The following is a 25,474-nucleotide window of genomic DNA, read 5'->3' as shown; positions in this document are numbered from 1 at the left end:
ATGGGAGACAACCAAGATGGATTTCTACACCGCTGCGACTTCGAACTGCCCTCAAGGCACCCAGGCCATGTCCCTGCGATGAGCCTGTCCATGCGATCTATCAGTCTGCTGGCGCTGTGCTGTTTCAGTCCCTTTCCATTCGCTGCCGACCTGCCGGGCAGTCAGGATCTGCCGATCGTGCCGCGTGTGGCCGATGCGCAGATCGTCGACTATCGCCCTGCCGCAGAGCTGGAGCGGATCTACCCGCTCGGCTCGATCCGCAAGATCAGCGGCCAGTTGCGTTTCGACGGCCAGGTCAGCGCCCGGGGGCAAACCACCTCGGTGACCTACGAGTTGCCGCCGGAACATTCCGCCACCGAAGCTTTCACTCTCGCTCGCGAAGCCCTGCAAAAGCAGGATGCCCAACTGTTGTTCTGGTGCCAGGCCCGGGATTGCGGCGAGAGCAGCCTGTGGGCCAACGAGGTGTTCGGCAACGCCAAACTGTACGGTGCCGACGAGCAGCAGGCCTATCTGCTGCTGAGGCTCGCGGCGCCGCGCGACAACACGCTGGTGGCGCTTTACAGCATCACTCGCGGCAATCGCAAAGCCTATCTGCACGTTGAACAGTTCCAGGCGCTGGCACCGCTCGGTGACCTGCTGCCGACCTCGGCCACGCTGCTGCGGGAGTTGAAAAGCACTGGCGAACTGGATTTTCCGAAGCTGGTTGGCGATCCGGATGATACCTGGCTGCGTTTGCTGTCCCGTGGTCTGAACCTCGACACCACCTTGCGGGTGACGGTGTCCGGGCCGAAAGCCGAGGCCTGGCGGCAGGCGTTGATCGGGCAGGGCGTGCGTGCCGCGCGAATGGAAACCGGCAGTGTCGATGGCGAAGGTCTGCGCATCGATCTGTTGCGGTAGGTGTATCGGGCGGGCACGCGCCGCGTGTTCGCCTACTCTTTGGATGAATGTTTTTTTCGAGACCTCGCATGCTCAATAACGATCGCCTGTTGGTGCAGATCCTGTTGCTGGTGCTGTTCGGCGCCAGCCTGTGGGTGATGGCGCCGTTCTGGTCGGCGCTGTTCTGGGGCGCGGTGCTGGCGTTTGCCAGTTGGCCGCTGATGCGCCTGCTGACCCGCTGGCTCAGTGGCCGGGAATCCCTCGCGGCCCTGTTGCTGACCATGGGCTGGATGTTGCTGGTGGCGGGGCCGCTGGTGTGGCTCGGCTTTAACCTGGCCGATCACGTGCGTGATGCCACGGCGTTCATCAAGGATGTGCAGGTCGATGGATTGCCCGAGGCGCCGAGCTGGCTGGGCGGCGTGCCGCTGGTGGGCGAGCGGCTGGTGGGAATCTGGAACAGCATCGATCAGCAGGGCGCGGCCCTGATGGTGACGGTCAAACCTTATCTGGGGCAGGTCGGCAACTGGTTGCTGGCGCGCAGTGCGCAGATCGGCAGCGGAATTCTCGAGCTGACCCTGAGCATTGTTTTCGTGTTCTTTTTCTACCGTGACGGACCGCGATTGGCGGCGTTCGTGCACAGTCTGCTGCAGCGCCTGATCGGTGATCGGGCCGGTTACTACATCGATCTGGTGGCCGGTACGGTGCAACGGGTGGTCAACGGGGTGATCGGTACGGCGGCGGCACAAGCGATACTGGCGCTGATCGGGTTCCTGATTGCCGGGGTGCCGGGGGCGCTGGTGCTGGGGATCGTGACGTTCCTGCTCAGTCTGATTCCGATGGGGCCGCCGCTGGTATGGATTCCGGCCACGGCGTGGCTGGCCTGGAAGGGTGAGTACGGAATGGCGGTGTTTCTCGGGATCTGGGGGACGTTCGTCATCAGTGGCGTGGATAACGTGCTCAAGCCGTATCTGATCAGCCGTGGCGGGAATCTGCCGTTGGTGATTGTGTTGCTTGGGGTGTTTGGCGGGTTGATTGCATTTGGCTTTATCGGCTTGTTTATCGGGCCTACGCTTTTGGCGGTCGCTTATAGTTTGTTGACGGATTGGAGCAAGAGTCAGGCTCGGGTCGACGATCGGCGTTGATGGTGAGCCTTGGCGGCCGTTCACTCGCCCCGGCGTTCGGCCCTCGCTGGCTCGGGTTCCTTCGCTCCGACGTCCCTCCGGGGGCATCGACGTTGTCGATGAGTCCGGCTTCGCCAAACGGCACTGCGTGCCAATCCCCGGATGAACACCTCCACTCAGCCTTCCGAAGGGGCGGGCGGATCAAGATCAAGAGCGCTGTCGAGCTGGCGCTCATCCTGTTTTTTGGATTACCTCACGTCGCCACATTCAAATACTTGCCCACCGATGCGGTGTTTTCGAGCGAGTACTGCTTGCTCAGGTTGGCAATCATGCGGTTCAGCGCTTCGGTAGTGGTTTGGTTACTGCTGGCGGTTTCTTCGTCGCTTGGGTGTTCGCGAGCTGCATGCAGTGCAGCTTTCAGTTCGTCGCTGCTGACGCCACCGCTGCTGTCGCTGTCCAGCACCTTGAGCAGGGCGGCAGCGGTGTCGGTGTTGTTCGAGGCGGTGCTGTCGCTGACCTGCAACGCGCTGTTCAGTTCGGTGGCGGTCACCGTGCCGTCGCCGTCAGCATCGAGTTGGCTGAACAGTTCGTCGCTGGAGGCTTGAGGGGGCGGTGGTGGCGGTGGGGCCATGGCGGTCATTTCTTCGGCGCTGAGGCTGCCGCTGGCGTCGCTGTCCAGATCGCCGAATTGTTGGTTCAGGCTGACCAGCAGGCCGTCGTTGGACTGTTGCGACAGGGCGCTGCCCAGTTCGTCCTGATCCACCGCGCCGTCGCCGTTGCTGTCGAGTTTGGCGAACAGTTCCTTTTGCAGTTGCTGGCTGCGGGCGTTTTGCGTGGAGGTGCTGCTGGTGCTGGTATAGCTCGTGTAGTTGCTGACGCTACCGATCATCGGGCTCACTCCTTGGACTGGAAAACCGGTGGGTGTACCGGCTTATGCAGCCTCCAGTCGCAACGTGTCGTGGGTATGTGAGGTTTGTACCGGTCGGTACACAGTCAGGCGCAGTGGCGAGGCAGTTGGATCACGGCGGTCAGGCCGCCGCCGGGTGTTTCTGCCAGGGTCAGTTGTCCGCCCTGGCGCTGCGCCGCTTCCCGGGCGATGGTCATGCCCAGGCCGACGCCGCCGGAGTTGCGGTTGCGTGAGCCTTCGAGGCGGAAGAACGGTTCGAATACGGCTTCACGCTTGTCCGCCGCGATGCCCGGGCCATGGTCGATGACGCGGATCAGCAGTTGTTCGCGCTGGTCTTGCAGTTCGATGAGCGCGTGGCCGGCATAGCGCAGGGCGTTGTCCATCAGGTTGTTGATGCATGAGCGCAGTGCCATCGGCTGCACCTGCAAGGGGGCGCAATGGCCGCTGACCTGTACGTCCGCGCCTTGATCCTGGGCGTTTTCGCACAGGGATTCGACCAGCGCCTGCACGTCCATCAGTTGCAAGGCTTCGCTGGTGCGCTGTTCGTGCAGGTAGGTGAGGGTGGCGTCGAGCATGCCGATCATGTCGTCCAGGTCCTGGCGCATCTGGCCTTGCAGTTTGTCGTCGTTGATGTTTTCCAGGCGCAGTTTCAGCCGCGACAGCGGGGTGCGCAGGTCGTGAGAGACGGCGCCGAGCATCCGCGCCCGCTGCTGCACCTGTTCGCGGATGCGCTGCTGCATCAAGTTGAACGTGTGCGCAGCCTGCCGTGCTTCCCGGGGGCCGGTTTCGTCCAGCGGCGGGCTGTCGAGGTCTTCACTCAGGCGTTCGGCTGCATCGCTCAGGCGCTGGATAGGCCGGGTCAGCAGTTTGGCGCCGTACCAGGCGGCGATGATCAGCGAGATGAACTGAAAAGTCAGCGGCACGATCGGCCCGCCGAACCAGGGGCGCGGCGGGCGGGGCGGGTAGCGCGGATCCTGTGGCGGCTGTTTGCTGTCGAGGCTTTCCGAGAACTCCGGCGGCGGTGGCGGTGGTGGCGGGCCGTAGAGGCGGAACCAGGCGAAGGCCAGCAAGTGCGCCAGGACGATCGCCACCAACAGCACGCCGAACAGGCGGCCGAACAGCGTGTCGAAGCGCGCCCGCATCAGCCGATGTCTCGTGCGTCGAACAGGTAGCCTTCACCGCGTACGGTCTTGATCAGTTGCGGGGCTTTGGGGTCATCGCCGAGTTTTTGCCGCAGACGCGAGACCAGCAGGTCGATACTGCGGTCGAAGGCTTCGATCGAGCGACCTCGGGCAGCGTCCAGCAACTGTTCGCGGCTGAGGACCCGGCGCGGACGTTCGATGAACACCCAGAGCAGGCGGAATTCGGCGTTGGACAGCGGCACCACCAGACCATCGTCAGCGATGAGCTGGCGCAGGACGCTGTTCAGGCGCCAGTTGTCGAAGCGGATGTTCGCACGCTGTTCGGTGCGGTCGTCGCGTACCCGACGCAGAATCGTCTGGATCCGCGCCACCAGTTCCCGAGGTTCGAACGGCTTGGCCATGTAGTCATCGGCACCCAGTTCCAGGCCGATGATCCGGTCGGTGGGTTCGCAGCGGGCGGTGAGCATCAGGATCGGGATGTCCGACTCCGCGCGCAGCCAGCGGCACAGCGACAAACCGTCTTCGCCGGGCAGCATCAGGTCGAGCACCACCACGTCGAAGTGTTCGGCCTGCATCGCCTGGCGCATCGCCGCTCCGTCGGTGACGCCGCTGGCGTGAATGTTGAAGCGGGCCAGGTAGTCGATCATCAGTTCGCGGATCGGCACGTCATCGTCGACGATCAGGGCACGAATGTTCCAGCGCTTGTCGTCTTTCTGCTCGTCGTTCACGGAGACTTGGGAGTTGTGCATGAGGCTGTTCATCTGCCAGTAGGCCGCCAACCACAAAGATAGGCTGCGAGGTTGTGGTTTCAGCATAGGCGTCCGGCCGTGAGGCGGGAAGGGCTGCTGTAAGGACTTGTTGCGGCTGGCGAGGCTAGCGCGGGCGCATGTTGCCGGCGTGTCGGTTGTGTATCGGCTTCGACACAATATCCTGCAGGGCTATGCTGATCTCGGCTGGCGCGACGATTTACCGATCATCGGGTGCCGCGCCGTCGCCGGTTCCGCTACAATGCGCGCCGATTTCGACTTGCCTGAGAGCCCACCCATGTCCGCCTGCCAGACTCCTATCATCGTCGCCCTGGATTTCCCCACCCGTGACGCCGCACTGAAGCTGGCCGACCAGTTGGACCCGAAGCTGTGCCGGGTCAAAGTGGGCAAGGAATTGTTCACCAGTTGCGCGGCGGAAATCGTCGGCACCCTGCGTGACAAGGGTTTTGAAGTATTCCTGGACCTGAAATTCCACGACATTCCCAACACCACGGCGATGGCGGTCAAGGCCGCTGCCGAGATGGGCGTGTGGATGGTCAACGTTCACTGCTCCGGTGGCCTGCGCATGATGGCGGCCTGCCGTGAAGAGCTGGACAAGCGCAGCGGCCCGCAGCCATTGCTGATCGGCGTGACCGTGCTGACCAGCATGGAACGTGAGGATCTGGCCGGTATCGGTCTGGACATCGAGCCGCAGGAGCAGGTGCTGCGTCTGGCGGCACTGGCCGAGAAGGCCGGGATGGACGGTCTGGTGTGCTCGGCGCTGGAAGCCACTGCGCTGAAAACCGCGCACCCGTCGCTGCAACTGGTGACCCCGGGGATTCGCCCGGCGGGCAGCGCCCAGGACGATCAGCGTCGCATCCTGACTCCACGTCAGGCCCTGGATGCGGGTTCCGACTATCTGGTTATCGGCCGTCCGATCAGCCAGGCGGCAGATCCGGCCAAGGCACTGGCCTCGGTGGTTGCGCAACTGGCCTGAGCGAACAGCTGAAGCATCAAGAAGGGAGCCCAATGGCTCCCTTCCTTGTTTTCAGACCTTCAACACCAGCTTGCCGAAGTTCTCACCGCTGAACAGTTTGCCCAGGGTTTCCGGGAAGGTTTCCAGGCCTTCGACAATGTCTTCCTTGCTCTTGAGCTGACCCTTGGCCATCCAGCCGGCCATCTCCTGGGCGGCGCTGGCGTATTGTGCGGCGTAGTCCATCACCACGAAGCCTTCCATCCGCGCGCGATTGACCAGCAGCGACAGGTAGTTGGCCGGGCCTTTGACCGCTTCCTTGTTGTTGTACTGGCTGATGGCGCCGCAGATCACCACGCGTGCTTTCAGGTTGATACGGCTGAGCACGGCGTCGAGGATGTCGCCGCCGACATTGTCGAAATACACGTCCACGCCTTTCGGGCATTCGCGTTTAAGGCCGGCCAACACGTCTTCGCTCTTGTAGTCGATGGCGCCGTCGAAGCCCAGTTCATCGACCAGAAACTTGCACTTGTCGGCGCCGCCGGCAATCCCGACCACCCGGCAACCCTTGATCTTGGCAATCTGCCCGGCAATGCTGCCGACCGCGCCCGCTGCGCCGGACAACACCACGGTGTCGCCGGCCTTCGGTGCGCCGACATCGAGCAGGGCGAAGTAGGCGGTCATGCCGGTCATGCCCAATGCGGACAGGTAAACCGGCAGCGGTGCCAGTTTCGGATCGACCTTGTAGAAACCTCTTGGCTCGCCGAGGAAATAATCCTGCACGCCAATGGCACCGTTGACGTAGTCGCCAACGGCAAACCCCGGATTGTTTGACGCGATGACTTTGCCTACGCCCAAGGCGCGCATGACTTCGCCCAGACCCACCGGCGGAATGTAGGACTTGCCTTCATTCATCCAGCCGCGCATGGCCGGGTCGAGGGACAGGTATTCGTTCTTGACCAGAATCTGCCCCGCCGCCGGTTCGCCGACCGGTACTTCCTGATAGGTGAAGGTCTCGCGGGTGGCGGCGCCCACCGGGCGTTTGGCGAGCAGGAACTGGCGATTGGTCTGGTTGGTCATGACAGGCACTCGAAATGAATGAAGCCTTGTTGATAGACCTTCATGCGCGATGTCGCAAGGTTGGCTCACGGGGCGAATGCAGGCCGATCCAGTACGGTGATAGTCCCCGGCGGGGTTTCATCACTGCGATTCATGCAAGCCTAACCGGCCTTTTGATAGTGCTGACGTCACTCAGGCCCCTGTGGCTATGCTGCCTTCATCAATCCCCCGCATTCGAGGACATAACAATGAGCATGACGTTTTCCGGTCAGGTAGCCGTGGTCACCGGCGCGGCCAACGGCATCGGCCGCGCGACGGCCCAGGCATTCGCCGCCGAAGGTCTGAAAGTGGTGGTGGCCGATCTGGATGCGGCCGGGGGCGAGGGCACCGTGGCGCTGATTCGTACAGCCGGCGGCGAAGCGACTTTCGTGCGCTGCAACGTGACCGTCGAAAGCGAAGTGAAAAATCTGATGGACGAGGTGATCAATACCTACGGCCGTCTCGACTATGCCTTCAACAACGCCGGGATCGAGATCGAGAAGGGCAAACTGGCCGAAGGCTCGATGGATGAGTTCGATGCGATCATGGGCGTCAACGTCAAGGGCGTCTGGCTGTGCATGAAGTATCAGCTGCCGTTGCTGCTGGCCCAGGGCGGCGGGGCGATCGTTAACACTGCGTCGGTGGCTGGGCTGGGCGCTGCGCCGAAGATGAGCATCTACGCGGCTTCCAAGCATGCGGTGATCGGCCTGACCAAGTCCGCCGCCATCGAGTACGCCAAGAAGAAAATCCGCGTCAACGCCGTTTGCCCGGCGGTGATCGATACCGACATGTTCCGCCGCGCCTATGAGGCAGATCCGAAGAAAGGCGAATTCGCCAACGCGATGCACCCGGTCGGGCGCATCGGCAAGGTCGAGGAAATTGCCAGCGCCGTGCTGTACCTGTGCAGCGATGGTGCGGCCTTTACCACCGGCCATTCGCTGGCCGTGGATGGCGGCGTGACCGCCTTCTAAGGCGACATTGACTGATGCTTGAAAGAATCCGCCCTTCGGCGGATTTTTTTTTACTTGGGGAGCGGTTCCGTGAATCCGCTAAACAATGTGTATCAAATGGTGAGAACGGAGGCTTTTGGCGGTTTTGTCGCACAGCCTGAAGGGCGCGGCTGTGATTAACTGCCGCCAGCAAAATGGACAGGAGTTTGCGTGCTCATGGAATTGAGAATTGACCGACTGGCAATGGTGCCGGTCGTACAGCAGATTGTTGACGGATTGATCGAGTGGATCATGCAGGGGCAGCTGCCGCCGATGACGCGTCTGCCCTCCGTGCGAGAGATCGCGCGGTGCAATCTGCTCAGCCAGTCCTGTGTCATGGAGGCTTGCGAGCGGCTGGTGGCGCAAGGGGTTCTGGCCTCGCGTCAGGGCTCGGGTTTCATGGTGGCGGCTTCGTTGCCCGGTTGCTGCAAGGCAATCGATGGCTCAGGGTGCGAGAGGGAGCGCAACGGGGGCGATCCGGCCTCCGGCTGGCGCAGCGGTTTGACGCTGGGAAGTGGCGTGCTGCCGGAGAGTTGGCGCGAGCCCGACGATCTCGGTTATGCGATCCGCGAGGTAACACGGGCCGACATGGCCAGCCTGTTCAACTACAGCACGCCACTGGGCCTGCCGGCGTTGCGCGAGCAGATCGTCAAGCGCCTGGGATTGCTGAGTATCGAGGCTGTCGAGGGGCAGGTGATGACCACCGCTGGCGCCAGCCACGGGCTGGATCTGATCGTGCGCACGTTGTTCAAGGCCGGCGATTGTGTCGTGGTCGAAACTCCCGGTTATGCGCCACTGTTCGATCTCCTGCGCTTGCATGGCGTGCGCATGCTGGAGGTTCGCCGCACGCCGGTCGGTCCGGATGTCGAGGCGCTCGAGGCGTTGCTGCGGCAGTTTCGGCCCACCGCGATGTTCATCAACAGTCATCACCACAATCCTACGGGCAGTTGCCTGTTGCCGGCGGTCGCTCGACGCATCCTCGAATTGAGCAGAATCCATGACCTGCGGCTGATAGAAGATGATGTCTACGCCGACCTGCACAATGGCAGTGGCACTCGCCTGGCTGCGCTGGATGACGAGGGGCGAGTGATTTACCTCGGCAGCTTTTCCAAGACCCTGAGCAGCTCGCTGCGAGTGGGTTTCGTGCTGGCCGATGGTGAGCTGATCGAGCGGATGGCGCGGGTCAAGATGATCAGTTGCATGGGCACCTCGAGGTTCTCTGAGGCGGTGCTGGCCGGGATGCTGGCCAGCGGCGCCTATCGCAAACTGGTGCAGCGCCAGCGTCAGCGCCTCAATACCGATCGTGTGGCGGCCTTGCAGGCCCTGGAAGATGCTGACTGGGAAGTGTTCGGCAAACCCTCGGGCGGGCTGTTCATCTGGGCGCGCGCGCCACGGGCTGGTGAGCAGCATTTGCGCAGGCAAGCGTCGCGCTGCGGGGTGCAGTTGTCTTGTGCAACCTCGTTCAGCCCCAGTGGCGAAGCCTGCGACTGGCAGCGCATCAATGTGGCTTACGCCTGTGATCCACGGGCGCGACAGTTTTTTCGAAGCACGACCGTGGATCGACCTCAAGCGTTCTGAAAACGACGCGTGCGTAGCTTTTTGCCATTATTCCGACGCCAGAGACTTGTGCTGCTTCAAGGCCGTTGCGAATCTTCGGTAACAGACTATGGCAGGGGACTACGCGCAATGATTTCGGCCGTGCAAGGACGTTTTGCCAACCTCGGTATGGCGAAAAAACTGGGTATCGGGTTTGTGCTGGTGTTGTTGCTGACTGCTCTGGTGGCGGCCATTGGCGTCTGGTCACTGCAAACCATCAGTCATCGCTTCGACGGGCTCAAGCAGATGTCATCGCTCAACAGTGGCCTGCTCAAGGTGCGGCTGCTGGAGCAGGATTACGCCTTGCACGGCAATCCGAAAACCGTCGATGCCTTGCACGAGGGTGTCGATGGCCTGATCGCCATGGCCGACCAACTCAAGATTTTGTCGCCGGGCAACGAGTCGGTCATGAGCGACGTTCAACAGTCATTGGGCGCATACCGCAAGGCGTTCGATGAATTCGTCTCGTTGTCCCAGGCCAAGGACCTGGCGCTGGAAATGGCCAGTTGGTCGGTGTCCAGCGTCGCCAACAATCTTGATGTGTTGCAGGCCGGTCTGGCCGACGACGGTGCGTACACGCTGAAAGACAGCGAGGGCAAGGACGGGGCGCAGTTCATCGAGCAGGCTGGGCAGGTCAGCCAGGTCTCACGCTTGATGTTGCAGGCGATGAACGAAGCGCGGGTACGCCTGGATCAAAGCCGCAAGGGTGATGACAGTGCCGGCCAGGGCAATATCGAACAGGCCGCGCAGGCTCAGGCCCAGGCTGAACAGCTCAAAACCACGGTCAAGGACGAAGGCTATCTGACGGTGCTCAATGAGGTCTCCGGACACATTGCCGGTTTCAGTGAAAAGCTTGCCGAGTACACCGGGTTGCTGGCCCAGGAAAAGACCGTCTATCAGCAGTTGCATCAGCGGGCCGACGAAGTCGTGGCGCGGGTCGATCAGGCGTATGTCGCGCAAGACAGCGCGATGCAGGGCGAACTGAAAAAGAATTCGGTGCTGATCATTGGCTCATCGGCGCTGGCGTTGCTGGTCGGGCTGATCGCGGCGTGGGTGATCACCCGCCTGATCGTGGCGCCGTTGCGCAGCGTGATTCACGTGGCGCAACAGATTGCTGCCGGTGATCTGAGTGCAACGATCGAGGTCTCCCGCCGCGACGAAATCGGCCAGTTGATGCTGGCCATGCAGCAGATGGGCGCGGGTTTGAGCACGATTGTCAGCGGATTGCAGGCGGGGATCGAGCAACTGGCCAGTTCGGCACAATCGCTGTCTGCGGTGACCGAACAGACCAACCTTGAGGTCAGCAGCCAGAAAGAGGAAACCGAACAGGTCGCCACGGCGATGAATCAGATGACCGCCACCGTACACGATGTGGCGCGCAATGCAGAAGAGGCGGCGCTTGCGGCGCAGACTGCTGACGGCAAGGTCGAAAGTGGCCAGCAGGTGGTGCGCCAGAGCATGGCGCGGATTGAGCAGTTGGCGGATTCGGCGACGTCGGCCAGTTCGAGCATCGAAAGCCTCAGTGCGGAAATCCAGAATATCGGCACGGTGCTTGAGGTGATCAAGAGTGTTGCCGAGCAGACTAACCTGCTGGCGCTCAACGCGGCGATCGAGGCAGCGCGGGCGGGTGAGCAGGGCAGGGGCTTTGCGGTGGTCGCCGATGAAGTGCGGGCGCTGGCTCGGCGCACTCAGCAGTCGACCGAGGAGATCGAGCGGCTGGTCAGTGCCTTGCGTTCGGCGGCGCATTCATCGGTGCAGCAGATTCAGAGCAGCGGCGAGCTGGTGAAGCTGGCGGTGAGTGATGCGTTGCAGACCGAGAGTGCGTTGGGGAGTATTGCGGCGGCGGTTTCGTTGATTCAGCAGATGAACCAGCAGATTGCGGCGGCGGCCGAGGAGCAGAGTTCGGTGGCGGAGGAGATCAATCGCAGTGTGACGAGTATTCGGGCGAGTGCGGATCAGTCTTCGATTGCCATGCGGGGGAATGCGGCTTCGAGTGTTGAGCTGGCGCAGTTGGGGAGTGAGCTCAAGGGGATGGTGGGGCATTTTCGGCTTTGACCTTGGCGGCCTTCGGGCCGACCAGGTTCCCGTTTTATTGCGTTTATATCCGTTTCTGCGGGTGCTGCTGCTGGCGGTTTCGCCCTTACGGCGAGTCACTTTTTTCAAACGCCAAAAAAGTAACCAAAAACGCTGGGCCCCGGCGTTCGGCACCTCGCTTTGGCTCGGTGTTCCTTCGTTACGGGATTCATCCGGGGGCATCGCCTACGGTTTGCTTCGCTGCACCTCCTCTCGATGCATGCGGCTTCGCCGCACGGTCGCTGCGCTCCCACCCCCGGATAAATCCCTCCACTCAGCCGGCCGATGGGGCCGGTACGTCAAAAGCCTTACTCGAGCTAACGCTCATCGTGGTGAGGAGTGGGTGCGGCTGCTTTTGCTTTCTGTGGGAATGAGCTTGCTCGCGAATGCTGTTTGCCAGTCGGCTGAGGGCTTTCTGGTTTACTCCTGAACTTAAGCCAACAAAAAAGCCACCTCTCGGTGGCTTCTCTCTTTGACTGGACTCAGTCGTAGATCACTTTCTTCTTCCAGTCCGCGTCAGCCTCGACATCTTTGAGGCCGGCGGTCAGTTGGTTTTCTTCGCCTTCGACCGGGGCGATTTTGTCCATGACCTGGGCGTTGGCGCGGGCCAGGAGTTTTTCCAGGTATTGGAGTTGTTCGGCGTAGATTTGCGGGTCCTGCTGTTTGCGCAGGTATTGCACGCCGCGTTCGAAGGCGAGGCGGGCCTGGCCTGGCTGGTTTTGCTGGAGGGCGTGCTGGCCGAGGTTGTTGAAGAACTCGATGTGCAGCAGGACGAGGATGTGGCGTACTTCGCGGATCCAGTGTTTGGCTTCGTTCGGTGGCAGGAAGCCGTCCTGGGCGGCGCGGGTGATCTGACCGTGGAGGGCTTCGAGGAGGAAGCGAACGTCTTTGGCCTTGGCTTCGGTCTGGATCGGGGCCGGCGGGTTGTTGACCGGGATCGATTCGCCCTGGGCGACGAGGGCGCTCAGTTCGGTGATGCGGGCCTTGGTGGTGGCGCTGGTTTTTTCCAGGTTCAGCAGGCGCTGGCAGACATTCAGCTCAAGGCGGGTCAGCAGCAGCTTGAGGGCCGGGGTCATGAACTGGCCGGGGAAGGTTTCGGTCAGTTCGCCGCAGCGGCGCAGGCGGTCGTTGAGTTCGACCTTGGTGCGGGCCTTCTCCAGTTTGGTGTTTTCCACCACATGGTTCATGTAGCCAATGGCGATCAAGATTGCGATCCCGGCTATGACTAGCAGGGTGATCATGAGTGGTGTCACCGGTAAGACCTCTTTATAGGGTTCGCGTGCGAGTGTAGTGGCTTGGCATGGAGGAGCCTAGCGCCGCTCGACGGGTTTGGATCGGCGAAGCTGTTATCTGTATCGGCCAGGGAGCCGCTTATATAAATGCTGGCCCTTGGGGTGCAGATTGCCATCACCTTTGCGGTGGACTATAACGCCTTGGCGAGTGTCGGAATATAGGCGTCAATCGTCGGGCGACGCAAAAGCCGGAAACGGCCGGTAAAGCAGGTCGAAGTCATTGATTTAAATAAATTTATATCTGGGGGTTGACGACCTTTCAATCCATCCATAGAATGCGCGCCACTTGCAGCGTAAAGCACACAGCGAAACGCGGCAGGGAGTGAATGTTGTAGTGTGTCCCCTTCGTCTAGTGGCCTAGGACACCGCCCTTTCACGGCGGTAACAGGGGTTCGAGTCCCCTAGGGGACGCCAATGCGGGAATAGCTCAGTTGGTAGAGCACGACCTTGCCAAGGTCGGGGTCGCGAGTTCGAGTCTCGTTTCCCGCTCCAATTTTAAACAGCGACGCTTAACGGCGGTGCTGAGTGAAACCAGAACCCAATCTTCGGAGGCGGATCTGGACACCGAAACACACACCATGTGTTCCGGGTAGCGTGTCCCCTTCGTCTAGTGGCCTAGGACACCGCCCTTTCACGGCGGTAACAGGGGTTCGAGTCCCCTAGGGGACGCCATTTGCGGGAATAGCTCAGTTGGTAGAGCACGACCTTGCCAAGGTCGGGGTCGCGAGTTCGAGTCTCGTTTCCCGCTCCAAATTCAAAAAGCGCCGCTTTGCAAAGAGCGGCGTTTTTATTAGTGAAAGTTGTAGCCTGTCCCCTTCGTCTAGTGGCCTAGGACACCGCCCTTTCACGGCGGTAACAGGGGTTCGAGTCCCCTAGGGGACGCCATTGCGGGAATAGCTCAGTTGGTAGAGCACGACCTTGCCAAGGTCGGGGTCGCGAGTTCGAGTCTCGTTTCCCGCTCCAAATTCACAAAAACGCCGCTCAGTGATGAGCGGCGTTTTTGTTTGTGCGTTTTTTGTCACGCAGTAAAAAAGACCGCGAGGTCTTTTTGTGGGCCTGCCAACGGGGCAGGCCCGAAACGCCATCAGAGCTTCGGCAGTTGCCCGATACGCCCCATCATCTCCGTGACGATCTGCAGGTCCAGCAAGAACTGGTCAACGGTCTTGAATTCGCCATCGGTGTGACCGGTGTACTTGACCTCCGGTCGTGCCAGGCCGAATTGCACGCCGTTCGGCAGTTCATGCACCGAGGTGGCGCCGGCCGAGGTGCCGAACTCGTGTTTCATGCCCAGGTTTTCGGTGGCCACGGCCAACAGTGCCTTGACCCACTCGCCTTCAGGGTTGCGGTACATCGGTTCGGCGATCGAATAGTCGAAGTTCACCGCGACATGGTTTTTCTTGCTCCAGGCTGCCAGTTTGTCGGCGATTTCGGTCTTGAGCACTTCCGGCGACTTGCCCTTCGGCACGCGCAGGTTGACCGCGAGTTTGAAGGTTTTGTCGTCCATGCCGACGTAGGTCAGCGACGTGGTCAACGGGCCCATGAAGTCATCGGCGAAACCGACGCCCAACTTGCCACCCTTGTAATCCAGACCCCAATTGTCAGCGGCGTAGTGCGCAGCGTCGGTGATGTGGTTGTGCTTGAACGCAATCTTGCCGTCCACGCTGTGAATGAAGTCGAGCATACGGGCAACCGGGTTGACCCCGGATTCCGGTTCGGATGAGTGCGCGGAAACACCGGTGACGGTGAGTTTGACGTCTTTGCCATCGACCTTGGCGTTCACTTCGAAATCGCCGCCATTTTGCTTGGTATATTCAGTGCCGGCCTTTTGCAGGCTGGCCGCCAGTTCGGCGGGTTTGTCGGTCACCAGCGTGACGGCGGAAACAGACGGAATCTGGTTGGTTGCCATGCCTCCGGTCATCGAGACCAGCTCCGCGCCTTTGCCCTCGGCTTTGCGCTTGGCGAACTTGGCCATGACCGTGCCGTAACCTTTCTCGGCAATCACCACCGGGTAGCCACCGTCCAGTGCCAGGTTGTACTCCGGCGTCGGGTTGCGTTCGAAGTAGTAGGGAATCGCGTCGCCGGTGGTTTCTTCGGTGGTGTCCACCAGCAGTTTGAAATTGCGCGCCAGCGGCAGCTTTTCTTCCTTGATCACCTTCATGGCATACAGCGTCACGACGATGCCGTTTTTATCGTCCTCGGTGCCACGGCCGTACATGCGGTCGCCGATCAGCGTGACCTTGAACGGATCAAGTTTGGTGCCGTCCTTAAGCACCCAGTTCTCCGGTGTTACCGGCACCACGTCGGCGTGCGCATGAATGCCCACGACTTCCTTGCCGCTGCCGTCGAGGGAGATTTCGTAAACGCGGTTGTCGATGTTGCGATAGTTCAGGCCGAAAGACTCCGCCAGATCCTTGATCTTGCCGGCGATCTTGATGAATTCGGGGTTGTCGTGCTGATCGACACCGTCCTTGCGGAAGGTCGGGATTTCCACCAGTTCGCGCAGGGTTTCCAGAGCGGCTTTGCCGTACTTTACGCGGGTGTAGAGGCCGAGCAGGCGATGGATCTCATTCTGTTGTTCGGCGGTCAGCGTCTTGTTGTCGAGGAAGGCGCTGATGGCGGGACGCAGATCGTCGGTCTTGCTCAGGTCGTTCTTGGCCAGATCGCCGAGAAACGCTCTGAAATCACTGACTTTTGCCTCATTGAATGTCTTGAGGATGGTCGCGCTCTGCTGCTCGGTCAGGTTGGCGTGGGCTGGCAGTGTGACGGACGAAAGGCTGGCCAGAATCAGCGTCGAGGCGGCCAGTTGCTTGAGTGAAAAGTCCATTGCTAAGGGCATTCCTTTGCAGGCGGTGAGTAGGAAGTGTCTGATCGATGCGTCAGACGGTTTCGCAAACTAACACCACCCGCGAGTGATAGGGGAGCCCCCGAAGTGGGACGCGTCGCACAGAAATGCAAAAGCGGCGCAGAATCGAAAAAGCCCGCCCAATCTGTCTGGGTCGGGCTTCTCCGATCAATGTGCTTACATCGACAGCACCAGACGCCCGGCAAACAGGATCAGAATCACCCCCATGCTGCGCTCGAACCAGTGGCCCATGCGCATGAACAGCACGCGCACTTTGCTGCTGGAAAAGAACAGCGCGACGATCACGAACCACAACGCATTCACCCCGCACATCCACAACCCGTACAGGGCCTGGATTTGCAGCGGCGTGCTGGCGCTGATGATCGTGGTGAAGATCGCCAGGAAAAACAGCGTGGCCTTGGGGTTGGTGGCGTTGGTCAGGAAACCGGTGGAGAACGCCTTGAACAGCGATTGCTCGACCAGCGGTTCGTCGCTGGCTTTTTCGCCTTCCATTGTCGTCTTGGGTTTGCTGCGGATCAGGCTGATGCCCAAGTAAAGAATGTAAGCGCCGCCGACCACTTTGGCGACGGTCAGCAGCCAGGGCGTGGTGTGCATCAAGGCGCCGACGCCCAGCAGGGTGTACAGAACGTGCACGGAAATTCCCGCGCCGATGCCCAATGCCGTGCAGATGCCGACCAGTCGGCCGAAACGCACACTCTGGCGGATGGTCACGGCGAAGTCCGGGCCGGGAGCGACCACGGCCAGAAAGTGGATGGTGGCCAGTGCCAGAAACTCGCCCAGGTAATTCGATGTCATTTCAGCTCCAGAAAGTCAGGGGTGATGCATTGCCGCGATAGCCGACAAAAAACGATAGGCTCAGGCGCGGATCGTCTATGCCCGGCGTCACCGAGTGCATGCGACGCGAATTGAACATGATGAAATCCCCCGGTTCCGGGCGTACTTCGAGGGCGGGCGGGCCGAGCAGCGCAGGGTCGATGCCGTAGCTGTCGCCGCGCATTTCGTCGAAACGGTCTGGCGAGATGTCGTCTTCCCACATCTGCAATGCGCCGCCTTCAGTCGGCATGTTGAGGTAGACGTTGCAGGCGAACTGCGCCTCCAGACTGCGAGCCTGGAAACTCTCCGGCGCATCCTTGGCGAATATGTCGTGGTGGGCGAGGAAGCACACGCCCGGTTTCACTACCCGGGACAGGCCAACGTACATCTTGCGCCCATAGAGGTTCTCCAGATGGGCGCCTGCGGGCCAGGATTCATCGAGCATGCAGCGCAGGGTGTCGACCGGCGACGAGTAGGGCGCGCAACGGTTACGCAGTTCGGCGATGTTGCTGGTGGCGCGCTCGAAATAATCTTCGATCAGCAGCGGCTGGTTTTCCGCCTCGTAGAACGCCATGCCGATCCGGCCGATGCTGGGCGCGTTGATGTAACCCTCGAAGCCAGGGGCGAGGATCTTGTCACCAATCTGGATCGCCTGCGCGTGGGGCAGAAAGCCTTTGACGCGGATGGCGAGGACTTCTTCGTTGGCCAGTTTTTTTATGCACGTCTCATCGAGACGCTCGACGTCAAGCATCATGGTTTCAGGTCCATCTATCGAATAGTCAACGGAACCGGCGAACGCGGTTCCCCCGGCGCCGGACGCTGCATCTGGCAGCGCCCGAAATCCTCAATCCACGCTGTAGTGGACGGACAACGTGCCTTTCTTCTGCGAAAGGGACGCGATCGTGACTGTGCCCAGATCCTTCAGGCTGCGTACATGGGTGCCGCCGCAGCCATAGGCTGGCAGTTCACCGAAACCGATTTCCCGCGCGCCTTCGCGCAGGGATGTCAGGCGTGGCAGATCGTGTTCGATCCACTGGCCGATGCCGAACTGAACAATTTGTGCATCGACTTCCTGGGCCGAATCTCCAGGTTTGAATTGCACCCGGCCCTCGTCCGGCCAGTGGTGGGCCTTGACCGGCATCCAGCCCAGGGCCTGGACAAAGTGGCCGATCAGATGCCCGGCAGAGTGCATGCGGGTATTAAAGCGGCGGCGTTCTTCGTCGACACGAATCTGGGTCATGCCCAGCGGCACCGGTTGATTGATGAAATGAATGATTCGGTCCGCTTCCTGGACGACCCGCAGCACTTGGCTGTCGCCAATCCAGCCGGTATCACAGGGTTGGCCACCACCCTGAGGATGAAAAAGCGTGGCGCGCAACACAACGGCGAATTCGTTCTCGTGGGGCGTGCAGTCGAGGACTTCCACATTGGCCTTGAGGTCATCACTATGGAAAAAGAGGCGAAGCGTCATATTCCATGCCCTTATTAAAGTTTCTTTTTTAATTATATGAATCGTGCAATAACGTGATAATCCGTTCAAACATCAAAGGACTGTTGCGCTGTGAGCATAAATCTTCCCCTGCCGCTGCTCGGTGAAATGGCGATTTTCGTCAAGGTCGTCGAGACCGGCAGCTTCTCCGAAGCCGCTCGCCAATTGGGCTCATCGCCGTCGGCGGTCAGCCGCAGTATTTCCCGGCTGGAGAAGGCACTGGCCACGCGGCTGCTCCAACGCACCACGCGCAAACTGCGCTTGAGTGATGGCGGGGAAGAGGTGTTCAAGCGCTGTCAGGAAATGGTCAGTGCAGCGAAGTCGGTGATGGAGATCAGCGGCCAGTTCAACCACGAAGCCGAAGGGCTGGTGCGGGTCAGCGTGCCGAAAGCGGTGGGGCGTTTCGTGATTCATCCGCACATGCCGGAGTTTTTGCGGCGCTATCCGAAAGTCGATGTGGAGTTGTTGCTCGAAGACCGCCAGGTGGATCTGATCGACGACCATGTCGATCTGGCCATTCGCATCACGGATCGTCCACCGGCCGGACTGGTCGGACGACAACTGCTGACCATCGATCATTTGCTCTGCGCGACACCGCAATACCTGGCTGAACGCGGGACGCCGACTCATCCCCACGACTTGCTCAACCACAGTTGCATCTATCTGGGCGAAACTCCGAGCGATGCGCGCTGGAAATTCAAGAAATGCACGAAAGCCGTCACCGTCGGCGTGCGCGGCCGGTATGCCGCCAATCACACTGGCGTGCGCCTGGGCGCGGTGTTGCAGCACATCGGTATTGGCAGCCTGCCGTATTTCACTGCGCGTTATGCACTGGAGCAGGGGCTGATCGTACAGGTGTTGCCGGATTGGACATTCCTGGCGTCCTACCACGGCGGATTGTGGTTGCTGCACTCGCCGACGCGCTATTTGCCGCCGAAGCTGCGGGTGTTCATCGACTATCTGGTGGAGTGCCTGGGGAAAGAGCCGACCCTGAGCAAACCGGGAAAGTCTGGCGGAACAAAACCTTTGGCCGAGTACGAATTGCCCGAGAGTGAAGGGTTGCTTTGACCCCATGAAAAAGGCCCGCATGGATCACCATGCGGGCCTTTTTTTATCAGGCAAAAATCAGTGCTTGCTGTCCTGGGCGGACATCGCCAGCAGCTGTTTTTCCTGGTTCCAGTCGAACGGTTCGTCGTTCTGTTCGGCTTCGTAGCGGCGTTCTTCCAGCGCCTGATACATGTCGATTTCTTCGTCGGACAGGTAGTGCAGGCAGTCGCCGGCGAAGAACCACAGCAGATCCCGCGGGATCAGGTGGGCAATTTGCGGGTAACGGGTAATCACCTGAGTCAGGATGTCCTGGCCCAGGTATTGGCTTTCGATCGGCTCGATCGGCAGTGAAGCCAGCAGTTCGTCGAAACGCTCCAGGAACAGGGCATGGCTTTCTTCGGGAACCTGATCGGCCTCACCTACGGCGACCAGGATGCTGCGCAGGTGGTCGAGCAAAACCAGATGATCGGCAACGACGTTGGACACGAGATAAGTCCTCAAGAGCAAAACGGGCGCGGGAGTATAAAGCCCCTGCGCCCGTTTTTCACTGATTGAAGGGATCAGCGGATTTTGCCTTCCGCGGGTTTCAGCTCCTCTTTGTCGAAATCATCGACATCGATCACCTTGCGCCGCGCCGCTTCGGCATCACGCAGGGACTGGGCTTCCACGGCCTGCAACACCCCGGCCTCCAGTGCTGCATCGATGACGTGTTCGCCGGCTACCGGTTTGACCTGACCGCTCTTGAGTGAAGTGTGCAATTTTTTGTGCAGTGGTTGCGCAGCGTTCAACTGATCGAAGGCGTGTTGCAGCGCACCGACCGCATCGTCTGCCGATTGCGGGCGATAGCAGCCGGCAAGCAGTTCTTCCAGCGCCGGATCGCCCTTGGCCCGGCCGATGACCGCAGCGACTTCTGCACCGAGTCTGTCCGACGGCCCTTTGTGACGGCGACCGAACGGGAACACGATCACCCGCAGCAGGCAGCCGAAGACCCGGTTCGGGAAGTTGGTCAGCAATTCGTCCAGCGCCTTTTCCGACTGGCCGAGGCTTTCTTCCATGGCCCATCTGAACAACGGTTCCATGTACGCCGGGGAGTCGAGATCGTGATAACGCTTGAGCGCTGCCGAGGCCAGATAGAGGTTGCTCAGCACATCACCCAGTCGTGCCGACAGACGTTCGCGGCGTTTCAGCTCGCCACCCAACAGCATCATGCTCAGGTCGGCAAGCATGGCAAACGCGGCGGCCTGTCGGTTGAGGGCGCGGAAGTAACCCTGGCTGAGTCTGTCTCCCGGCGCATGTTCGAAATGGCCGAAACCAAGGTTCAGCACCAGTGTGCTGGCGGCGTTGCTTACGGCAAACCCGATGTGCTTGAGCAACAGGCCATCGAATTCCTTGAGCGCCTGATCCTTGTCCTCGCGTCCGGCGAGGGCCATTTCCTTGAGCACGAACGGATGGCAGCGGATCGCGCCCTGGCCGAAGATCATCAGGTTGCGCGAAAGAATGTTCGCGCCTTCCACGGTGATGAAGATCGGTGCGCCGTTCCAGCTGCGGCCCAGATAATTGTTCGGGCCCATGATGATCGCTTTACCGCCGTGCACGTCCATGGCGTGGCTGATGCACTCGCGACCGCGTTCGGTGAGGTGGTACTTGAGAATCGCCGACAGCACCGACGGCTTCTCGCCCAGATCCACCGCATTGGCAGTCAGCATCCGCGCAGCATCCATCATCCACGCGTTGCCGCCGATCCGCGCCATGGCCTCCTGAATGCCTTCGAACGCTGACAGCGGCACGTTGAACTGCTCGCGAATCTGCGCGTATTGCCCGGTCACCAGACTGGTGAACTTGGCCGCGCCGGTGCCGACTGCCGGCAGCGAGATCGAACGCCCGACCGACAGGCAGTTCATCAGCATCATCCAGCCTTTGCCGAGCATTTCCTGGCCGCCGATGAGGAACTCCAGCGGGATGAACACGTCCTTGCCGGAGTTCGGTCCGTTCATGAACGCAGCGCCCAGAGGCAGGTGGCGACGGCCGATTTCCACGCCGGGGGTGTCGGTCGGGATCAGCGCGAGACTGATGCCCAGGTCTTCCTTGTCGCCGAGCAGGTGATCCGGGTCATAGGCCTTGAAGGCCAGGCCGAGCAAGGTCGCGACCGGGCCGAGGGTGATGTAGCGTTTTTCCCAGTTCAGGCGCAGGCCGAGGGTTTCCTGGCCCTCCCATTCGCCCTTGCAGACGATCCCGGTGTCGGGCATGGCGCCGGCGTCGGAGCCGGCGAGCGGGCCGGTCAGCGCAAAGCACGGGATGTCGTCGCCTCGGGCCAGTCGTGGCAAGTAATGATTGCGCTGTTCGTCGGTGCCGTAGTGCAGCAGCAGTTCGGCCGGGCCGAGGGAGTTGGGCACCATCACGGTGGAGGCAAGGTCGCCGCTGCGGGTCGCCAGTTTCATCGCCACCTGGGAGTGAGCGTAGGCGGAGAAACCCTTGCCGCCGAACTCCTTGGGAATGATCAGGGCGAAGAATCCGTGTTCCTTGATGTGCGTCCAGGCTTCTGGCGGCAGGTCCATCGACTGGCCGATCTGCCAGTCGGTGACCATGGCGCAAAGCTCTTCGGTCGGGCCGTCGATGAACGCTTGTTCTTCGTCGCTCAGTTGCGCTTTTGGATAGGACAGCAGCTTGTCCCAGTCCGGGCGCCCGCTGAACAGTTCGCCGTCCCACCACACCGTGCCGGCATCGATCGCGTCGCGTTCGGTCTGCGACATCGGGGGCAGGGTTTTCTGGAACCAGCTGAACAGCGGCGCGGTGAAGTGTTTGCGGCGCAGGTCAGGTAACAGCAGCGGGGCAGCAACCAGGGCCAGCACGATCCAGAAAATCAGCAACAGCCAGCCCGGCGCGTGGCTGAAAATCCCCATCGCCAACAGGTAAGCGGCAACGATGCCCAGTGCAGGCAGCGGGGCGATGCGCCGGTGGGCCAGATACGCCACGCCGACGATCAGAACCAGTATCCACAACAACAGCATATTTAATCCTCCGTGAACCAGGGCGAACCGACCCTCCAGAGCTTAGACGGCATCTGCAAAACGGGGCGGTCAGAGCAAGGTGATTGAAATCGTGGGAAACCCCGGATGTCTTTTGTAGGTTCGGTGGGCAACACGCGTGGGAAATCGTTCGCAGCTTCCGCGTCTTTGCGTGCATGTTTGGCCGAAACGTCGTTATCTCTGTGCTGAACCTCTCGCTAGACTCGAGGCTCAATCAGGAGAGTGTCGTCATGCACGAGTATCTGAGCCCCGGCCGCTTCATCGATAGTGACCACCCCTCGGTGGTGGAGTTCGCCGAGCAGCACCGTGGTACCAGCCGCGATCCGCTCGCGCAGGCGATCAGTCTTTATTACGCCGTGCGCGAGGCGGTGCGTTACAACATGTACACCTTCAGCCGCGACCCGCAAACCTTGCGTGGCAGTTACGCGCTGGCGGCGGGTGAGAGCTATTGCGTGCCCAAGGCCACGCTGCTCGCCGGTTGCGCGCGCCATTGCGGGATCCCCGCACGGATTGGTCTGGCGGATGTGAAAAATCATCTGTCGACGCCGCGTCTGCTTGAGCTGCTGAGAAGCGAGGTGTTCGCCATGCATGGTTATACCGAGCTGTTTCTCAATGGTCGCTGGGTGAAAGCCACACCCGCGTTCAACCAGAAGCTCTGCGAAATGTTCAACGTTGCCCCGCTGGAATTCGACGGCATGAACGACAGCGTTTTTCACCCTTACAACAGTGATGGCGCGCTGTTGATGGAGTACCTGGTCGATCACGGCCAGTTCGCCGATGTACCGGAATCCTTTTTCTTCGAACATCTGCAGAAATGTTATCCGCACCTGTTCAACGATCAGCAGAAACCATTGTCCAGTGACATGCGCGGTGATGTCGGCAGCCTCTGATCCGGCGTATGCTGCCTGCCCATTCACTGGAAAAGAGGCGGTCATGCTGAAGATCTGGGGTCGCAAGAATTCGTCGAATGTCAGAAAACCGTTGTGGGCTGCCGAAGAACTCGGGCTGGCCTACGAGGCCATCGACGCCGGTGGCGCGTTTGGTGTGGTCGACACACCGGAGTACCGGGCAATGAACCCGAACGGGCGGGTGCCGGTGATACAGGACGACGGTTTTGTGCTGTGGGAATCCAATGCCATCGTGCGTTACCTGCTGGCAAAACATGCAGCCGATACCGCGTGGTACCCGGCGGATCCGCAGACCCGCGCCACCGCTGACAAGTGGATGGACTGGACGACTTCCAGTTTTGCAGGGCCGTTTCGCACGGTGTTCTGGGGCGTATTGCGTACCCCGGCAGACAAGCAGGACTGGCCGGCGATCCATGCGGCGATCAAGGAGTGTGACAGCTTGCTGGCGATGGCCGATCAGGCGCTGAAGCATCAGCCGTATCTGTCCGGCAACGAAATCGGCATGGGCGATATCCCGCTCGGCAGTTTCATTTATGCCTGGTTCGAGATGCCGATCGAGCGCGCGCCGATGCCGCATCTGGAGGCCTGGTACGCGCGACTGAAGCAGCGTCCGGCGTATCGCAAAGCCGTCATGACCGCGTTGACTTAATACCTACTATCGACACACTTGACTGTACTTGTGCGGCGGCGGCAAGCACCATTGCGCTTGTGCGCCGCGGTTGTCTCCCTCGCCGCCCGCCGTCATTCAGTCCTTTTTCTCTTCTTGGTGCGTAATCCGATATGAGTTCCGCTCTGTCCATCCGGCAGCTAACCAAAACCTACGGCAACGGGTTCCAGGCCTTGAGTGGTATCGATCTGGACGTCGCTGAAGGTGACTTCTTCGCCTTGCTCGGCCCCAACGGCGCCGGCAAATCCACGACCATCGGCATTCTCTCGACCCTGGTCAACAAGACCAGCGGCACCGTGAATATCTTTGGCAACGACCTGGACAAGAACCCGGCGGCGCTCAAGCGCTCCATCGGCGTGGTACCCCAGGAATTCAACTTCAACCAGTTCGAAAAGACCTTCGACATCGTCGTGACGCAGGCCGGCTATTACGGCATTCCGGCGAAGATCGCCAAGGAACGCGCCGAGCAGTATCTGACTCAGCTCGGTCTGTGGGACAAGCGCGATGTGCCGTCGCGTTCGCTGTCCGGCGGCATGAAGCGCCGTCTGATGATCGCCCGGGCGCTGGTGCATGAACCGCGTCTGCTGATCCTCGACGAACCGACCGCCGGGGTGGATATCGAGCTGCGCCGCTCGATGTGGACGTTCCTCACCGAACTGAACCAGAAAGGCATCACCATCATCCTCACCACCCATTACCTGGAAGAGGCTGAGCAGCTGTGCCGCAACATCGGCATCATCGACCACGGCACCATTGTCGAGAACACCAGCATGCGTCAGTTGCTCGGGCAACTGCATGTGGAAACCTTCCTGCTCGACCTGAAGAACGATCTGGCGGTCGCGCCGCAACTGGCCGGCTACCCGGCCCGTCTGGTGGATGCGCATACGCTGGAAGTCCAGGTCGACAAGTCCATGGGCATCACTGCGCTGTTCGGCCAACTGGCCCTGCAGAACATAGAAGTGCTGAGCCTGCGCAATAAAACCAATCGCCTCGAGGAGCTGTTCGTGTCCCTGGTGGAGAAAAATCTGTCGAAGGTGGCGGTATGAGTTCCGAGCTGCGCCCCAACCTCATTGCCCTCAACACCATCGTTTACCGCGAAGTCAGACGTTTTACCCGGATCTGGCCGCAGACCCTGCTGCCCCCGGCGATCACCATGGTTCTGTACTTCGTGATCTTCGGTAACCTGATCGGCCGGCAGATCGGCGACATGGGTGGCTTCACCTACATGGAATACATCGTGCCGGGTCTGATCATGATGTCGGTGATCACCAACTCATACGGCAACGTGGTGTCGAGCTTCTTCGGCAGCAAGTTCCAGCGCTCCATCGAAGAATTGATGGTGTCGCCAGTGTCGCCGCACACGATTCTGATCGGTTACACCATTGGTGGCGTCCTGCGAGGCCTTATGGTGGGCGTGATCGTGACGATTCTGTCGTTGTTCTTCACCAGCCTGCAGGTGCATCACCTGGGCGTGACCGTTCTGGTGGTGGTGCTGACGGCGACGATTTTCTCGCTGCTGGGCTTTATCAACGCGGTGTTTGCGCGCAACTTCGATGACATCTCGATCATCCCGACCTTCGTGCTGACCCCGCTGACCTACCTCGGTGGCGTGTTCTATTCGATCACCTTGCTGCCGCCGTTCTGGCAGACCGTGTCGCTGGCCAACCCGGTGCTGCACATGGTCAACGCCTTCCGTTACGGCATCCTCGGAGTGTCGGATATCCGCATCGGTATCGCGATCACTTTCATGCTTGTGGCGACGGTGGTGCTGTATTTCGGTTGCGCGCGGCTGCTGGTGAGCGGGCGCGGAATGCGTACCTGATTTCTTCGATGTTGCAATGAAAAACG

At 60.6% G+C, this 25,474-nt stretch carries 22 protein-coding genes, 6 tRNA genes and 1 pseudogene; 18 read left to right on the top strand and 11 right to left on the bottom strand.

The features are described from left to right. The first annotated feature begins 90 nt into the window (after nucleotides 1-90). Nucleotides 91-897 carry a DUF4892 domain-containing protein gene (locus I5961_RS20835; protein ID WP_085697028.1) on the top strand — a complete coding sequence of 269 codons (807 nt, stop codon included), beginning with the start codon at nucleotides 91-93 and terminating at the stop codon, nucleotides 895-897. A gap of 68 nt (nucleotides 898-965) precedes the next feature. Then, nucleotides 966-2,018, top strand: coding sequence for an AI-2E family transporter (locus tag I5961_RS20830; RefSeq protein ID WP_085697027.1), 1,053 nt, complete (start codon nucleotides 966-968; stop codon nucleotides 2,016-2,018). 232 nt (nucleotides 2,019-2,250) lie between these two features. Here the strand turns inward: I5961_RS20830 and xopAW are convergent, their stop codons facing one another. The 3 genes from xopAW to I5961_RS20815 all read right to left on the bottom strand — a co-directional run bounded on the left by xopAW (nucleotide 2,251) and on the right by I5961_RS20815 (nucleotide 4,807). Further along, nucleotides 2,251-2,886: an EF-hand domain-containing protein gene (gene xopAW, locus I5961_RS20825; RefSeq protein ID WP_085697026.1), complete on the bottom strand. Its 636-nt coding sequence runs from the start codon at nucleotides 2,884-2,886 to the stop codon at nucleotides 2,251-2,253. A 104-nt stretch (nucleotides 2,887-2,990) separates the two neighbouring features. Next, nucleotides 2,991-4,046 (bottom strand): sensor histidine kinase, encoded by a 1,056-nt coding sequence (locus I5961_RS20820; protein ID WP_227233235.1) that lies wholly within the window; start codon nucleotides 4,044-4,046, stop codon nucleotides 2,991-2,993. After that, nucleotides 4,046-4,807 carry a response regulator gene (locus tag I5961_RS20815; RefSeq protein WP_371917913.1) on the bottom strand — a complete coding sequence of 254 codons (762 nt, stop codon included), beginning with the start codon at nucleotides 4,805-4,807 and terminating at the stop codon, nucleotides 4,046-4,048. The genes I5961_RS20820 and I5961_RS20815 overlap by 1 nt, the downstream gene beginning before the upstream one ends. Nucleotides 4,808-5,090: 283 nt before the next feature. Here I5961_RS20815 and pyrF point away from each other — a divergent pair, with 283 nt between their 5' ends. Then, nucleotides 5,091-5,789 (top strand): orotidine-5'-phosphate decarboxylase, encoded by a 699-nt coding sequence (gene pyrF, locus I5961_RS20810; RefSeq protein ID WP_170929700.1) that lies wholly within the window; start codon nucleotides 5,091-5,093, stop codon nucleotides 5,787-5,789. Between the two features lie 51 nt (nucleotides 5,790-5,840). Here pyrF and I5961_RS20805 read toward each other — a convergent pair whose 3' ends face one another. After that, on the bottom strand, nucleotides 5,841-6,845 hold the full coding sequence (locus I5961_RS20805; protein WP_085704775.1) for an NADP-dependent oxidoreductase: 1,005 nt from the start codon (nucleotides 6,843-6,845) through the stop codon (nucleotides 5,841-5,843). 227 nt (nucleotides 6,846-7,072) lie between these two features. Here I5961_RS20805 and I5961_RS20800 point away from each other — a divergent pair, with 227 nt between their 5' ends. The 4 genes and pseudogenes from I5961_RS20800 to I5961_RS28875 all read left to right on the top strand — a co-directional run bounded on the left by I5961_RS20800 (nucleotide 7,073) and on the right by I5961_RS28875 (nucleotide 11,503). Further along, on the top strand, nucleotides 7,073-7,834 hold the full coding sequence (locus I5961_RS20800) for an SDR family oxidoreductase (RefSeq protein ID WP_007917441.1): 762 nt from the start codon (nucleotides 7,073-7,075) through the stop codon (nucleotides 7,832-7,834). Between the two features lie 195 nt (nucleotides 7,835-8,029). Then, on the top strand, nucleotides 8,030-9,430 hold the full coding sequence (locus I5961_RS20795) for a PLP-dependent aminotransferase family protein (RefSeq protein WP_085704773.1): 1,401 nt from the start codon (nucleotides 8,030-8,032) through the stop codon (nucleotides 9,428-9,430). 108 nt (nucleotides 9,431-9,538) lie between these two features. Beyond that, nucleotides 9,539-10,642, top strand: a pseudogene (locus I5961_RS28880) (HAMP domain-containing protein); the annotation flags it as partial. Next, nucleotides 10,622-11,503 (top strand): methyl-accepting chemotaxis protein, encoded by an 882-nt coding sequence (locus tag I5961_RS28875; protein WP_371807389.1) that lies wholly within the window; start codon nucleotides 10,622-10,624, stop codon nucleotides 11,501-11,503. The pseudogene I5961_RS28880 and the gene I5961_RS28875, both read left to right, overlap by 21 nt. Nucleotides 11,504-12,003: 500 nt before the next feature. On the opposite strand, the gene I5961_RS20785 is transcribed toward I5961_RS28875, so the two are convergent. Beyond that, the gene (locus I5961_RS20785; RefSeq protein ID WP_011335462.1) at nucleotides 12,004-12,762 is read right to left on the bottom strand and encodes a hypothetical protein; all 759 of its coding nucleotides are present in this window, start codon (nucleotides 12,760-12,762) and stop codon (nucleotides 12,004-12,006) included. 389 nt (nucleotides 12,763-13,151) lie between these two features. Between I5961_RS20785 and I5961_RS20780 the strand changes: the two genes are divergently transcribed. The 6 genes from I5961_RS20780 to I5961_RS20755 all read left to right on the top strand — a co-directional run bounded on the left by I5961_RS20780 (nucleotide 13,152) and on the right by I5961_RS20755 (nucleotide 13,776). Further along, a tRNA-Glu gene (locus tag I5961_RS20780) sits at nucleotides 13,152-13,227 on the top strand. Nucleotides 13,228-13,229: 2 nt separating this feature from the next. After that, nucleotides 13,230-13,305 (top strand) — tRNA-Gly (locus I5961_RS20775). Between the two features lie 104 nt (nucleotides 13,306-13,409). Further along, nucleotides 13,410-13,485: transfer RNA gene (locus I5961_RS20770), tRNA-Glu, on the top strand. A 3-nt stretch (nucleotides 13,486-13,488) separates the two neighbouring features. Next, nucleotides 13,489-13,564, top strand: a tRNA-Gly gene (locus I5961_RS20765). Between the two features lie 58 nt (nucleotides 13,565-13,622). After that, a tRNA-Glu gene (locus I5961_RS20760) sits at nucleotides 13,623-13,698 on the top strand. 2 nt (nucleotides 13,699-13,700) lie between these two features. After that, nucleotides 13,701-13,776, top strand: a tRNA-Gly gene (locus I5961_RS20755). Between the two features lie 121 nt (nucleotides 13,777-13,897). Here the strand turns inward: I5961_RS20755 and I5961_RS20750 are convergent. From I5961_RS20750 to I5961_RS20735, 4 genes are all read right to left on the bottom strand, one after another. Continuing rightward, on the bottom strand, nucleotides 13,898-15,637 hold the full coding sequence (locus tag I5961_RS20750) for a dipeptidase (RefSeq protein WP_227233233.1): 1,740 nt from the start codon (nucleotides 15,635-15,637) through the stop codon (nucleotides 13,898-13,900). Nucleotides 15,638-15,832: 195 nt separating this feature from the next. Continuing rightward, on the bottom strand, nucleotides 15,833-16,471 hold the full coding sequence (locus tag I5961_RS20745; protein ID WP_085697017.1) for a LysE family translocator: 639 nt from the start codon (nucleotides 16,469-16,471) through the stop codon (nucleotides 15,833-15,835). A 1-nt stretch (nucleotide 16,472) separates the two neighbouring features. After that, nucleotides 16,473-17,243, bottom strand: a complete 771-nt coding sequence (locus tag I5961_RS20740; protein ID WP_227233231.1) for a 2OG-Fe(II) oxygenase — start codon at nucleotides 17,241-17,243, stop codon at nucleotides 16,473-16,475. Between the two features lie 90 nt (nucleotides 17,244-17,333). Beyond that, nucleotides 17,334-17,960 (bottom strand): hypothetical protein, encoded by a 627-nt coding sequence (locus I5961_RS20735; protein ID WP_085704767.1) that lies wholly within the window; start codon nucleotides 17,958-17,960, stop codon nucleotides 17,334-17,336. 90 nt (nucleotides 17,961-18,050) lie between these two features. Here I5961_RS20735 and I5961_RS20730 point away from each other — a divergent pair, with 90 nt between their 5' ends. Then, nucleotides 18,051-19,046, top strand: coding sequence for a LysR family transcriptional regulator (locus tag I5961_RS20730; RefSeq protein WP_085704765.1), 996 nt, complete (start codon nucleotides 18,051-18,053; stop codon nucleotides 19,044-19,046). A 57-nt stretch (nucleotides 19,047-19,103) separates the two neighbouring features. Here the strand turns inward: I5961_RS20730 and I5961_RS20725 are convergent, their stop codons facing one another. Together I5961_RS20725 and I5961_RS20720 are read right to left on the bottom strand one after the other, a co-directional pair. Beyond that, nucleotides 19,104-19,511, bottom strand: coding sequence for a PA2817 family protein (locus tag I5961_RS20725; RefSeq protein ID WP_007950758.1), 408 nt, complete (start codon nucleotides 19,509-19,511; stop codon nucleotides 19,104-19,106). A 74-nt stretch (nucleotides 19,512-19,585) separates the two neighbouring features. Next, a complete protein-coding gene (locus I5961_RS20720; RefSeq protein ID WP_085704763.1) occupies nucleotides 19,586-22,033 on the bottom strand; it encodes an acyl-CoA dehydrogenase in 2,448 nt (815 codons plus the stop codon). A gap of 248 nt (nucleotides 22,034-22,281) precedes the next feature. On the opposite strand from I5961_RS20720, the gene I5961_RS20715 reads away from it, so the two are divergent. The 4 genes from I5961_RS20715 (at nucleotide 22,282) to I5961_RS20700 (ending at nucleotide 25,448) form a co-directional block, all read left to right on the top strand. After that, nucleotides 22,282-22,941: a transglutaminase-like domain-containing protein gene (locus I5961_RS20715; protein WP_085704761.1), complete on the top strand. Its 660-nt coding sequence runs from the start codon at nucleotides 22,282-22,284 to the stop codon at nucleotides 22,939-22,941. Between the two features lie 43 nt (nucleotides 22,942-22,984). Then, nucleotides 22,985-23,608, top strand: a complete 624-nt coding sequence (locus tag I5961_RS20710; protein ID WP_085697011.1) for a glutathione S-transferase family protein — start codon at nucleotides 22,985-22,987, stop codon at nucleotides 23,606-23,608. Nucleotides 23,609-23,739: 131 nt separating this feature from the next. Next, entirely contained in the window at nucleotides 23,740-24,672 is a 933-nt protein-coding gene (locus I5961_RS20705; protein WP_085697010.1) for an ABC transporter ATP-binding protein, read from the top strand. Then, nucleotides 24,669-25,448, top strand: coding sequence for an ABC transporter permease (locus tag I5961_RS20700; RefSeq protein ID WP_085697009.1), 780 nt, complete (start codon nucleotides 24,669-24,671; stop codon nucleotides 25,446-25,448). The genes I5961_RS20705 and I5961_RS20700 overlap by 4 nt, the downstream gene beginning before the upstream one ends. The last annotated feature ends 26 nt before the right edge of the window (nucleotides 25,449-25,474 follow it).

It is taken from the genome of Pseudomonas sp. IAC-BECa141 (assembly GCF_020544405.1).
Lineage (GTDB): Bacteria > Pseudomonadota > Gammaproteobacteria > Pseudomonadales > Pseudomonadaceae > Aquipseudomonas.
This window is presented reverse-complemented; position numbering and strand designations above follow the sequence as displayed.